7 protein-coding genes and 1 tRNA gene are annotated in these 13,315 nt (G+C 62.2%); 1 reads left to right on the top strand and 7 read right to left on the bottom strand.

Features of this window, described 5'->3' with window-relative positions; all coding sequences use genetic code 11:
• From MRY84_RS21725 to MRY84_RS21755, 7 genes are all read right to left on the bottom strand, one after another.
• A partial coding sequence (locus MRY84_RS21725; protein ID WP_291507757.1) for an LON peptidase substrate-binding domain-containing protein occupies positions 1–1,108 on the bottom strand: 1,108 nt, incomplete at its 3' end.
• A gap of 121 nt (positions 1,109–1,229) precedes the next feature.
• A complete protein-coding gene (clpX, locus tag MRY84_RS21730) occupies positions 1,230–2,495 on the bottom strand; it encodes an ATP-dependent Clp protease ATP-binding subunit ClpX (protein WP_291507758.1) in 1,266 nt (421 codons plus the stop codon).
• Between the two features lie 103 nt (positions 2,496–2,598).
• Complete coding sequence (clpP, locus tag MRY84_RS21735; RefSeq protein ID WP_291507759.1) at positions 2,599–3,207, bottom strand: ATP-dependent Clp endopeptidase proteolytic subunit ClpP; 609 nt, start codon at positions 3,205–3,207, stop codon at positions 2,599–2,601.
• Between the two features lie 132 nt (positions 3,208–3,339).
• On the bottom strand, positions 3,340–4,653 hold the full coding sequence (tig, locus tag MRY84_RS21740) for a trigger factor (RefSeq protein WP_291507760.1): 1,314 nt from the start codon (positions 4,651–4,653) through the stop codon (positions 3,340–3,342).
• 75 nt (positions 4,654–4,728) lie between these two features.
• Positions 4,729–4,815 (bottom strand) — tRNA-Leu (locus MRY84_RS21745).
• Between the two features lie 102 nt (positions 4,816–4,917).
• On the bottom strand, positions 4,918–8,088 hold the full coding sequence (locus MRY84_RS21750) for an efflux RND transporter permease subunit (RefSeq protein WP_291507761.1): 3,171 nt from the start codon (positions 8,086–8,088) through the stop codon (positions 4,918–4,920).
• Positions 8,089–8,099: 11 nt separating this feature from the next.
• Complete coding sequence (locus MRY84_RS21755) at positions 8,100–9,317, bottom strand: efflux RND transporter periplasmic adaptor subunit (RefSeq protein ID WP_291507762.1); 1,218 nt, start codon at positions 9,315–9,317, stop codon at positions 8,100–8,102.
• A gap of 254 nt (positions 9,318–9,571) precedes the next feature.
• On the opposite strand from MRY84_RS21755, the gene MRY84_RS21760 reads away from it, so the two are divergent.
• Entirely contained in the window at positions 9,572–13,180 is a 3,609-nt protein-coding gene (locus tag MRY84_RS21760; RefSeq protein WP_291507763.1) for a calcium-binding protein, read from the top strand.
• Positions 13,181–13,315 lie beyond the last annotated feature (135 nt).

Below are 13,315 nucleotides of genomic sequence, written 5' to 3' on the forward strand. Positions count from 1 at the left end.
CCAGAGAAGTCTTGCCCACGCCAGGAGGCCCCACCAGACAGAGGATGGGCGCCTTTACCTTGTCTACGCGCTGCTGCACCGCGAGGTATTCAAGGATGCGATCCTTGACCTTGTCGAGGCCGTAATGGTCTTCGTTGAGGACCCCTTCAGCATTGACCAGGTCATGCTTGATCTTGGTCTTCTTGCTCCAAGGCAGCGCCGTGAGCACATCGATGTAGTTGCGCACCACCGTCGCCTCGGCCGACATGGGCGACATGAGCTTGAGCTTCTTCAGCTCAGCCTCGGCCTTTTTACGAGCCTCTGCCGGCATCTTGGCGAGCTTGATCTTCTTCTCGATCTCTTCGATGTCTGCACCCTCGTCGCCCTCGCCCAGTTCCTTCTGGATGGCCTTGACCTGCTCGTTGAGATAGAAGTCGCGCTGATTCTTTTCCATCTGCCGCTTCACGCGGCCACGGATCTTCTTGTCGACATTCAGGATGTCAACTTCCCGATCGAGCTGCTCGAAAAGATTCTCGAGCCGCGCTTTCACATCGGAGAGATCGAGCACCATCTGCTTGTTTTCCAGCTTGAGCGGAAGGTGCGCAGCGATCGTGTCTGCCAGACGGCCCGGGTCGTCGATGCTGGAGATCGAAGTCAGGATCTCTGGAGGAATTTTCTTGTTGAGCTTGACGTACTGGTCAAACTGCTGCATTACCGCGCGGCGGAGCGCCTCGATTTCACTCGGCTTGCCCCCTTCTGCAGAGGCTTCGACAGGCGCGACCGTGGCGGTAAAGTGGGTCTCAGCGTCCTCCACCGATACCACCGTGGCACGCTGCTGCCCCTCCACCAGCACCTTCACGGTGCCGTCTGGCAACTTCAGCATTTGGAGGATGGTGGAAACGCACCCGACGTCGAACATGTCCGAAACAGAAGGTTCGTCCTTGGCCGCCGTCTTCTGGGCCACCAGCATGATGCGGCGCTCGGCCTCCATGGCCAGTTCGAGTGCCTTGATGCTCTTGGGGCGACCTACGAACAGCGGGATCACCATGTGAGGGAATACCACCACATCGCGCAAAGGCAGGAGTGGCAGATCGATGGGGGAAGCTGGCAGGGGGGTATGTCCGGACATGGAAATCCTCAAAGTGCTCTGTGGAAGTGGCTCCACATGAGGAGATTTTCAACCCCTGCGCGCAGCCGCGCTGGCGCAAGGGTTGATGGTTCAATGGAACCGCGCGGCGCCCGCTCCGGTCTCAGGCCTTCTTCGCTGCTTCGCGATACACGAGCAGAGGTGGCTTGTTTTCTTCGATGGTCGACTCGTCCACCACCACTTTCTCGACGTTGCTGGTATTGGGCAGATCGAACATCGTGCCAATCAGCGATTGCTCCAGGATCGAACGCAGCCCACGGGCGCCTGTCTTGCGCGCCAACGCCTTGCGGGCAATGGCCTTGAGCGCGGCGGGGCGGATTTCAAGATCCACGCCCTCCATCGCCAGGAGCTTGCTGTATTGCTTGACCAGCGCGTTCTTGGGCTCGGTCAAGATCTGCACCAGTGCATCTTCGCTCAGCTCAGCGAGCGCCGTGACCACCGGCATGCGCCCCACCAGTTCAGGAATCAATCCGAACTTGATCAGATCCTCGGGCTCGATCTCGGTGAACACCTCGGTCAGCGAACGCTGTTTCTTGCTCTTGACCGATGCACCGAATCCGATACCCGACGCTTCGGTGCGGTTTTCGATCACCTTTTCCAGGCCCGCGAATGCGCCACCACAGATGAACAGGATGTTGGTCGTGTCGATCTGCAGGAAGTCTTGGTTGGGGTGCTTGCGGCCCCCCTGGGGCGGCACGCTGGCCATGGTGCCTTCGATGAGCTTGAGCAGCGCTTGCTGCACACCCTCGCCCGAAACGTCGCGCGTGATGCTGGGGTTGTCGGACTTGCGGGAAATCTTGTCGATTTCATCGATGTAGACAATGCCGCGCTGGGCACGTTCGACTTCGTAGTTGCAGCTTTGCAGGAGCTTCTGGACGATGTTTTCCACGTCCTCCCCCACGTAGCCTGCCTCCGTCAACGTCGTGGCGTCGGCCATCACGAACGGCACATCCAGCATGCGTGCCAGCGTTTGTGCCAGCAGCGTCTTGCCCGACCCGGTGGGGCCAATCAGCAGGATGTTGCTCTTGGAGAGCTCCACGTCGTCCTTGTGGGCCTTGTCCTTGTGGCGCAAGCGCTTGTAGTGGTTATAGACAGCTACAGCTAGCGTGCGCTTGGCTACGTCCTGCCCGATCACGTAGTTGTCGAGGTTGGCCTTGATTTCAGCAGGCGTGGGCAGATCGCTGCGGCCCTCGCGCGCCAGATCGTCTGCCGGAAGCTCATCGCGAATGATCTCGTTGCACAAGTCAATGCACTCGTCGCAGATAAAGACCGACGGGCCGGCGATCAGCTTCTTCACTTCATGCTGGCTTTTGCCACAGAAAGAGCAGTAAAGGGTTTTTTCGCTGGAAGAGCCTTTTTTCTCGGCCATGGGGGCAATGCCTTGCTTGTTACGGAAAGTTGTCGGGATGATAACGAAATAGAAAACGGCGTCTTCCCTGGAGGGAAAACGCCGCAGCCGAGCCTGGAAGTTATCAGGAGCGCTTGCTGATCACCTGGTCAACGAGACCGTAATCCTTGGCTTCGTCGGCAGTGAGGAAGTAGTCGCGCTCGGTATCGGCCTTGACCTTTTCCAGGGGCTGTCCAGTGCGTTCGGCCAGGATTCGATTCATCTGATCCTTGGTGCGCAGAATGTCGCGCGCATGGATCTCGATGTCGGTGGCCTGTCCACGCGCGCCGCCCAACACCTGGTGGATCATGATCTTGGAATTGGGCAAGGAAAAGCGCTTGCCCTTGGCACCTGCAGCCAGCAGGAACGCACCCATGCTGGCGGCAAAGCCTACGCACAGGGTGGACACGTCGGGCTTGATGAACTGCATGGTGTCATAAATCGACATGCCAGCAGTCACGCTCCCACCCGGGGAGTTGATATAGAACGAAATGTCCTTGTCAGGGTTTTCGCTCTCAAGGAACAGCAGTTGGGCCACCACGAGGTTAGCCGTCTGGTCGTTCACCTCACCCACCAGGAAAATCACGCGCTCCTTCAAGAGCCGCGAATAGATGTCGTAGGACCGCTCGCCACGGCCCGACTGCTCGATGACCATGGGGACCATGCCCAGGCCTTGTGTTTCCAATGCGCTCATGTTTTCTCTCCAGACAAGCAGATACTGTACCCAGAAATGACTTGGGGCTTGCGCGTGAAAGCACAAGCCCCTGTGTGAATCTGCAACAACCCGCGTGCCGCACATAGGCGGCGCCCAGGCTGGAAGGGCTTATCAGCCCTGCTGCGCCATCAGTTCGTCGAAGGACACGGCCTTTTCAACCACCTTGGCCTTGGACAACACGAACTCGGTCACGTTGTTCTCGATCACCACAGCTTCCACTTCGGCCAGGCGCTGGCGATCGCCAAAGTACCAGCGCACCACGTCTTCAGGCTTCTCGTAGCTGGCGGCCAGTTCGTCGATATGGGCCTTGAGCTGCTCGGGCTTGGCTTGCAGGTCATTGGCACGCACCAGTTCAGCCAGTACCAAGCCCAGGCGCACGCGGCGCTCAGCCTGGGGGCGGAACACATCTTCAGGGATCTCGGCCTTGTCGGCGTCCTTGATGCCGCGTTGCTTCAGTTCAGCGCGTGCGCCTTCCAGCAGGCGGGCGATTTCAGCTTGCACGCTGGCGTTGGGCAGATCGAGTTCGGCCTTGGCGACCAGAGCGTCCATCACAGCTTGCTTGTTGCGGGCCAGCAGGCGGAACTTGACCTCGCGCTCCAGGTTCTTCTTGATGTCGGCGCGCAGGCCTGCCACGGAACCATCAGCAATACCCAGCGACTTGGCCAGGGCATCGTTCACTTCTGGCAGGTGGGCAGCTTCAATCTTCTTGACCGTCACCAGGAAGTCGGCCGTCTTGCCGGCCACTTCCTTGCCGTGGTACTCGGCAGGGAAAGCCAGGGGGAAAGTCTTGCTTTCGCCGGACTTCATGCCGCGCACGGCGTCTTCGAACTCCTTGAGCATCTGGCCTTCGCCGACCAGGAATTGGAAGTCTTCGGCTTTGCCACCTTCAAACGGCTCGCCGTCGATCTTGCCTTCAAAATCGACCGTCACACGGTCACCGTCTTGGGCTGCGGCGTCGAGGGCGCGCTGTGCAAAGCTGCGGCGCTGCTTGCGCAGGATGTCGATGGTCTTGTCGATGGCAGCGTCGGTCACTTCGGCCGAGAGCTTCTCGACTTCGGCGTCCGACAGGTCGGCAATCTTGACTTCAGGGAACACCTCGAACACCGCGTCAAAAGTGACTTGCCCTTCAGGCGCGCCTTCCTTTTCGGTGATGCGGGGTTGGCCAGCCACGCGCAGGTTGGCTTCGTTGGCGGCCACGGCAAAGGCTTCGCCGACCTTATCGTTCAGCACTTCGTACTGCACCGAGTAGCCGTAACGCTGGGCCACCACGTTCATGGGCACCTTGCCGGGACGGAAGCCGTCCATCTTGACGGTGCGAGCCAGGCGTTTGAGGCGCGTGTCGACTTCGGACTGGATCAGGGTGACGGGCACGCTCAGCGTGATCTTGCGCTCGAGCTTCTCAAGGGTTTCAACAGTAACGGCCATGGCTATTCCTCTTATGAATGTGGATCGTGCTGGCTGCAGCGCAGCAGCGCCGTGTTCCGCAAAGTCTCACATGGGTGGTGCGCGGGGGGGGACTCGAACCCCCACACCATTGCTGGCGTCAGGACCTAAACCTGGTGCGTCTACCAATTTCGCCACCCGCGCGGTTCTACAAACAAACAGGCGGCAACCTGAGCTGCCGCCTGTGTGAAATCGGTCAACCTTCTATTTTACCCTGTTGCGAGCAGGGAGGGAATCAAGCCCTGATCAGCGAATCTCCGGCTGGGGCCGGCGCACACGGAACCAGGCGGCGTACATGGCTGGCAACGCCAGCAGCGTGAGCACAGTGGCCACGATCAGTCCGCCCATGATGGCCACGGCCATCGGCCCCCAGAAAACGCTGCGCGACAGCGGGATCATGGCCAGCACAGCCGCCGCGGCCGTGAGCACGATGGGCCGCAGGCGGCGCACCGCCGACTCGACGATGGCATCCCATGCCGGCACACCGCGTGCCCGGTCCTGTTCGATCTGGTCGATCAAGATCACCGAATTGCGCTGGATCATGCCCATGAGCGCGATGACCCCGAGCAGCGCCACGAAGCCGAAAGGCCGGTTCAGCACCAGCAGCGCCGCCGCGACGCCTGCCAACCCCAGCGGCCCCGTGAGAAACACCAGCATCGCGCGACTGAAGCTGTGCAGCTGCAGCATGAGCAGGGTGAAGGTGATGAACAGCATGACCGGAATGCCGGCAGCGATGGAGGCCGAGCCCTTGGAGCTTTCCTCCACGGCGCCCGCCACTTCGATGCGATAGGCGCCCTGCCCCGCTGCGTGCCACTTCGCCTCAATCTCCTTGAGCGCTGGCAGCAGGGCTGCCGTCACCGTGGCGCCCTGCAAGCCTTCCGTCACGTCGCCCTGCACGGTGATGGCGTAGTCGCGGTTCTCGCGCCACATCACGCCGGGCTCCCAGGTGAACACGGGTTTGGCAATCTGCGTGAGCGGGATCGACTTGCCCGACGCCGCGGGCAGATACGCATTGGCGATGTCGGTGATGGCATTGCGCTCGTCCAGCGGCTGGCGCAACACGATATCGATGAGCTTGTCGCCTTCGCGGAACTGGCCGACCTGCGTACCCGTCAGGATGGTTTTGGAGGCCTGGGCTATCGACTGGCTGGTCACGCCCAAGGCGCGCGCCTTGGCCTGGTCCACTTCCAGGCGCAACACCTTCACCGATTCGTTCCAGTTGTCGTTCACGCCACGCATGTCGGCGTTCTGCCGCAGTTGCGCCTTGACCTCGTCGGCACGCTCGCGCAGCACCAGCGGATCCGGCCCCACCACGCGGAACTGCACCGGGTAAGGCACCGGCGGCCCGTTGGGCAGCAGCTTGACGCGGCCGCGCACCTCGGGGAATTCCTGGGCGAGCAAGGCAGGCAGCTTCACGCGCAGGGATTCCCGCAGCTTCAGGTCTTGCGGCAGCACGATGAACTGCGACACGTTGCTTTGCGGGAACACCTGGTCCAGCGGCAGATAGAACCGGGGCACACCCGAGCCCACCCAGGTGCTCACGGCCGTCACACCAGGCTCGGCCAGCAGGCGCTGCTCCACGCGCTTGGTGACTTCTTCGTTGCCGGCAAACGAGGTGCCCTCGGGGAACCAGATGTCCACCAGGATCTCGGGACGGCTCGAATCCGGGAAGAACTGCTGCTGCACCTTGCCCATGCCCACAATGCCCAGGGCAAACGTGAGCACCGTGGCGCCGATGGTGAGCCAGCGGTGCTCCACGCACCAATCGACCAGCCGGCGGAAAGCCGTGTAGAACGGGCTGTCGAACACCTCGTGCGGGTCTTCGGTGACGCCCTTGTTCGCCTGGGCCGCCAGCACGTGCGGCGGCACCTTGAGCAGCAACGTGCCCAGATAAGGAACAAAGTAGACCGACACGATCCAGCTGAGCACGAGCGCAATCACCGTGACGGCGAAGATGGCAAACGTGTACTCGCCCGTCGTGGACTTGGCCAGGCCGATGGGCAGGAAGCCCGCCGCGGTAATCAGCGTACCCGTCAGCATGGGCATCGCCGTGATCTCGTAGGCAAAGGTGGCCGCACGCACCTTGTCGTAGCCTTCTTCAAGCTTGAGCACCATCATTTCCACGGCAATGATGGCGTCGTCCACCAGCAAGCCGAGCGCAATGATGAGTGAGCCCAGCGATATCTTGTGCAGGCCGATATTCCAGTACCACATGGCCAGGAAGGTGACGGCGAGCACCATGGGGATGGTGATACCCACCACCAGACCCGGGCGAGGGTCGATGTACCAGCGCTTCCACAACGGCTGCTTGCCGGGGCGCTTGTGCAGCCCCAGGCTGATGAAGCTCACCGCCAGCACGATCACCACCGCCTCGATCAGAACCTTGACGAACTCGTTGACCGACGTGGAAACGGCTTTGGGCTGGTCTTGCACGTTCACCAGCTTCACGCCGGCTGGCAGGGTCGCCGCGATGCGGTCGGTGGCGGCATGCAGCGCCTTGCCCAGCGCAATGATGTCGCCGCCCTTGGACATCGACACGCCCAGCGCGATCACTTCGCGGCCTTGGTGGCGCACCTTCACGGCGGCGGGATCGACATAGCCGCGCTTGACCTCGGCAATGTCCCCAAGACGCAGCTGCGCGCCCGACGGACCGCGAATGGGCATGGCGCGCAAGTCTTCGATCGCATTGAACTGGCCTTGCACACGCACCTGCACCTGGTCCTGCGGGGTTTGCACGGCGCCGGCGCTTTCCACGGCGTTCTGCTGGCCCAGTTGCGCCAGCACCTGGTTCATGTCCAGGCCCAATTGCGAGAGGCGCTTTTGCGAGATTTCGATGAAGAGCTTTTCGTCCTGCACGCCGAACTGCTCCACCTTGGCCACATCGGGCACGCGCAGCAACTGCTGGCGCACGTCGTCGGCAAAAGCCTTGAGCTCTGCGTAACTGAAGCCCTCGGACTCCAGCGCATAGATCACGCCGTACACATCGCCGAAGTCGTCGTTGAAGAAGGGCCCCTGGACACCCTGCGGCAAGGTGTAGCGCATGTCGCCCACCTTCTTGCGCACCGTGTACCAGACGTTGGCCACGTCGCCGGGGCGCGATGAATCCTTGATCTGGAAGATGATTTGCGACTCGCCTGGCTTGGAGTAGCTGCGGATCTTGTCGGCGTAGGGCACCTCCTGCAGCGTGCGCTCGATCTTGTCGGTGATCTGCTCTGCCACCTGCTGCGCGGTGGCGCCCGGCCAATAGGTGCGCACGACCATGGCGCGGAAGGTAAAGGGCGGGTCTTCGTCCTGCCCGAGCTGGAAATACGCCGCAAAACCCAGCAGCATCAGCACCACCATGAGGTAGCGCGTGAGGGCCGGGTGGTCGAGCGCCCACTTGGAGAGGTTGAACCCCTCTTTGGGTTGTATTTGCATGATGACCGGCCTCAGTTGGCTGTGGAAGCTGCGACCGCCGCTGTAGTGGCAGCTGGGGCAGTGGATGCAGCCGGCAGCGCTGGCACTGCTACAGAATTAATAGCTGTTTGCGCTTTACTGGCGGGCGCAGGGCCATTCTTTGGCTGATAAACCACGACCTTTTGGCCTGGCGAAAGCACATGCACGCCCGTGGCCACCACCTGCATGCCAAGCGTCAGGCCCGAGGCCACCACGGCTTCGTTGCCATCGGCCGTGGCGATCTGCACCACCTGCGACTTCACCGTGCTGGTGGCCGCGTCGTACACCCACACGGCGGTGGACTGCCCTTCCTGGCGCAGTGCGCTGGTCGGGAGCTTGATGGCGGGAATGCCAGCGTGGCTCAAGGCCTTGGGGGTGACGTACACCGTGGAACCCAGCGCGGGTGCGTCGCCCCCGTCGATCGACACCTTCACCTGAAAGGTACGGGTGGCCGCGTCGGCGCTGGCGGCGACTTCGCGCACATGGCCCGCCATGCTGGCATTGCCCGCCCAGCCGCGCACGGCCACTTCGGAGCCCGCAGCAATCTGGCCCACCTTGTCTTCCGGCACGTTGAACACCACGTCGCGGGGGCCGTCCTGGGCAATGCGCACCACCGGCGTACCGGCGGCAACCACCTGCCCCGGCTCGGCGTCGATGCCGGTCACCACGCCAGAGACGTCCGCCACCAGCGTGGTGTAGCCAGCCTGGTTGCCCTGCGAGGCGAGCTGCGCGCGGGCCTGGTCCAGCGTGGCCTGGGCGGCCTTCAGCGACGCTTCGCGGCGCTCGAGCTCGGCCCCGCTGATGAAGTTCTGGTCCTTGAGGGCCTGGTAGCGCTTCAAGTCCGCAGCCGCCAGATCCCGCTGCGTGGTGGCAGACGCTACCTGGGCCCGTGACGCCTCGGCAGCCAACTGGTAGTCACGCGGATCCAGCTGCGCCAGAACCTGCCCGGCTTTCACACGCTGGCCGAGCTCGGCCTGGCGCTGCACGATCTTGCCGGCCACACGGAAACCCAGGCGCGACTCGACACGGGCACGCACCTCGCCCGAATATTCCAGGCTGGACTGCAGCGCCCCAACGCCTACCGTCAACAGCTTGACGGACCGCACGGGTTCTTCGGGCGGCGCGGGGCGGGAGCACCCAACAAGTACCGCCGTAACCAAAAGCGAACAAAAAAAGAACGGCCGACTAGGCCGCTGGGCGAGCACTCGCATGGGATACCTTTAATGACTGACTGGTTAGTAATCTATTTGAACTCCCTTGTCTCTGTCAAGGCACAACTCATCCCGACGCAGCTTTCCCAGGGTGAAAACGCCGCCCCACCGAACCGGTCGGACCAACACCCGCAGGAAGCGAAACCTCGTTCCATCGCTGAAACATATTCATACAATCCACCCGCCAGCCCTCTTTCCCCGCCGCAGACAGCGGCACATTTTTCACTCCGAGCGTCGACTGACACCTGTCCTTCATGACCACCTACACCGGCACCCCAGACAACGACTCCCTCACAGGCAGCACAGGCACAGACATTCTTTACGGGCTCGAAGGCAACGACACTCTGGACGGTGGGCTGGGTACTGACCGGCTCATCGGCGGCGCAGGCGACGACACGTACCTCATCAATGGCACAAGCGATGCGATCGTGGAGAACGTTGGAGAGGGCGAGGACTCCGTCCAAGTGAGCCTCAGTGCCGCAGGCACGTACGCGTTGGCAGCCAATCTCGAGCACGCCACGATCACCAACGGACTGAACGTTAGTCTGACGGGCAACGCCCTCCACAACGTTCTGCAAGGCGGTGCCGGTAACAACCTGCTCAACGGAGGCGCCGGCGACGACGACCTGCATGCGGGCGGCGGCAAAGACACCGTCGATGGAGGCACCGGAAGCGACACGCTGTTTCTGAGCGGCAACCGGGCCGACTATGCATTGGCCCGCCCCAACGCCACCGACACCGTTTTCACCGGCAATGGCGAAACCATCACCGTTCGCAATGTGGAAACCGTGCAATTCGCCGACCAGCGGCTGACCTTGGCAGAAACCCTTGCCAATGTGGTCAGCGACCTGGGCGACACCCTCACCGGCACTGCCGACGCTGACATGCTCAACGGCGGAAAGGGCAACGACACCATGACTGGCCTGGAGGGCGACGACACCTACGTGGTGGACAGCATGGCCGACGTGATCGTCGAGACCGCCGATGGCGGCAATGACACCGTACGCGTGGCGCTGGCGTCAGGCACCTATCAGTTGGGCGCCAACGTCGAGTACGCCACGGTCATCGGCACCGGCGCGGCGGGAGTGAAAGGCAATGAGTTGGACAACCGCCTCTTTGGCAATCAAACCGCCAATCGGCTGGAAGGCGGCGCGGGGAACGACCTGCTCGACGGCGGCCTGGGCAACGACCAACTCATCGGCGGCATCGGGGACGACACCTATGTGGTAAATGCTGCTGGCGACATCGTCACGGAAGGCCTCGACGCAGGCCATGACGTGGTGCAAGTGCAATTCACCGCCGCTGGCACCTACACCCTGGCCGCCAATATCGAAGACGCGGCCATCTTCACCGACCTCAACGGCGTCCACCTGACAGGCAACAGCAGCAACAACGTGCTGACTGGGGCAGCGGGCAGCAACCAATTGCTGGGCGGCCTTGGCGACGATGTGCTCATCGGCGGCGGCGGTCGGGACACCCTGGATGGTGGCACCGGCAACGACACCGCAGTCTTCGAAGGCGCACGCGCCGACTACACCATCACCCGTACCATCAGCGGCGCCACGGTCAGCACCGTAATCACCCGCACCACCGACGCTACCGAGGTGATCACCGTGCGCGGCGTGGAAACCTTTCAGTTTGCCGATCAGGCTGTTGCGCTGCCCGACCTCATCGCTCGCATCCCCAGCGACCTGGGGGATGCCCTCCTGGGCACCGATGGAGCAGACACCCTCGACGGCTACAAGGGCAACGACACCATGACCGGCCTTGCAGGCGACGACACCTACCTAGTGGACGCCGTGGGAGACCAGATCATTGAAACAGAGGGCGGTGGCACCGACACTGCGCTGATCACCCTTGCCACAGGAACCTACACCCTGGGCGCCCATGTGGAACGCGGCACGTTGGCCGGCACCGGCGCGGCAGGCATCACGGGCAACGCGCTGGCCAACCGACTCACTGGCAATGCAGCCGGGAATGCGCTGACCGGCGGCGCCGGCGATGACACACTGGACGGAGGCCTGGGCGCCGACAAGCTCGCCGGGGGCGTAGGCAACGACACCTACATCATCAACACTGCCACCGACGCGGTGACAGAAGCCTCGGGTGAAGGGGACGACACCGTGCAAGTAGCCTTCACCGCTGCAGGCACCTATGTGCTCGCGGCGAATGTCGAACGCGCCACCCTCAGTTTCAGGGCCGACCTCTTTTTCACCGACAGCGTGCTTGCCATCAACCTGACGGGCAACACACAAGACAACACGCTGATCGGCGGCTCAGGCAACAACGTGCTCAGTGGAGGCCTGGGCAATGACACGCTGGTCGGCAACAGAGGCCGCGACACCGTTGACGGCGGCGCCGGTGAAGACACCCTCGTCCTGAGCGGCTCGTGGCATGACTACACCATCACCCGCACCGCCACCGACACCGTGTTCACGTTCGGTACCGAAGTGGTTACCGCGCGCAATGTAGAAACCTTCCGATTTGCTGACGCCAGCATGCGGTGGGAAGACATCATCACGACCGTCTCCAGCGACGCCAACGACCGGCTTGTCGGCACCGACTACGCTGACCGTCTCAGCGGCGGCAAGGGCAACGACACACTCCTGGGCCTGGCGGGTGACGACACCCTCGACGGCGGCGTGGGCATCGACTCGATGGTGGGTGGCGCAGGCAACGACACCTACTCAGTGGATGCGCCGGACGACAAAATCGTCGAAAGCGAAGCCGAGGGCACCGATACTGCGCTCGTCGCGCTGCCCTCGGGCTCCTACCAACTGGGCAACCACGTCGATAATGGCATCCTCACCGGCATGGGTGCTGTGGCACTGGCAGGCAATGACTTGGCCAATTCTCTCTCGGGCAACGACGCCGACAACCAGATCACTGGTGGCGCAGGCAATGACTCCATTTCCGGCAACGACGGAAACGACACCCTGGATGGTGGTCTGGGCGACGATGTGATGTATGGCGGGCTTGGCAACGACCGCTACGTTGTGGATTCCGCAGGTGACCAGGTTACGGAAACCTACAACTTCTCCTTTGGCTTCCCCATTGGCGGCACCGACACCGTATTCGTGGCTCTGGCGTCGGGGTCATTCCAGTTGAGCGATGGCGTAGAAAACGGCGAGATTGTCGGCGATGGTGCAGTCAACCTGGTGGGCAATACCGCCGCCAACACGCTCATCGGCAATGCTTCCAGCAATCTGCTCTCCGGTGGCTACGGCTCCGATGTCCTGTACGGCCATGGTGGCGACGACACGCTCGACGGTGGCATAAACGAAGATGCTCTGCACGGTGGCACGGGCAATGACACGTACTTTGTGGACCAACAGTACGACGAGGTCCTAGAAGATGCGGGCGCTGGCACGGATACAGTGATCATCGCTAGCGACACCTATGTACTCAGCGACAACGTGGAAAATGGCATGGGCGCTCCTACTGACACCGACGGCACCTACATCGTAGGCAACGCGCTGAACAATGTGCTGACGGGCGGCGCGTGGAGTGACGCCCTCTCCGGCGAGGACGGAAACGACACGTTGATCGGAGGTGCGTACGTCGACTTCCTCACCGGTGGGAACGGGTCAGACATTTTTGTATTCGACCAGCTCGATATTTACGACTACCTTGCGGATTTCGAGTCGGGCTCCGACCAACTCTGGCTCGACACAGTCACTTTCACGCAACTCGCGGCCGGGGACAACGTGGATGTGGCCACCAACACCTACCTGCGCTACAACGCTGGCACCGGCTTCGTTCAATACGACGCGGATGGTTTTGGCTCCGGCAACGGCGCGTTGGACATCATCTTCGTTGGCGTGAACACCAGCTTGACTGGCAGTGACATCGTGCTGTTCTGAGGCGCGGTGCACTGCTGGGCCCTGCCCAGAAGACCGGCCTGATCGCTCCTGAAACCATAGCTGCTCGCGCCCATCAGACGCGCGCTGGCAGCCAAAAATGCCATCGACGCCCCAACGCCATGGGACAATGCCGCC

The sequence above is a fragment of the Acidovorax sp. genome (assembly GCF_022763525.1).
Lineage (GTDB): Bacteria > Pseudomonadota > Gammaproteobacteria > Burkholderiales > Burkholderiaceae_C > Acidovorax.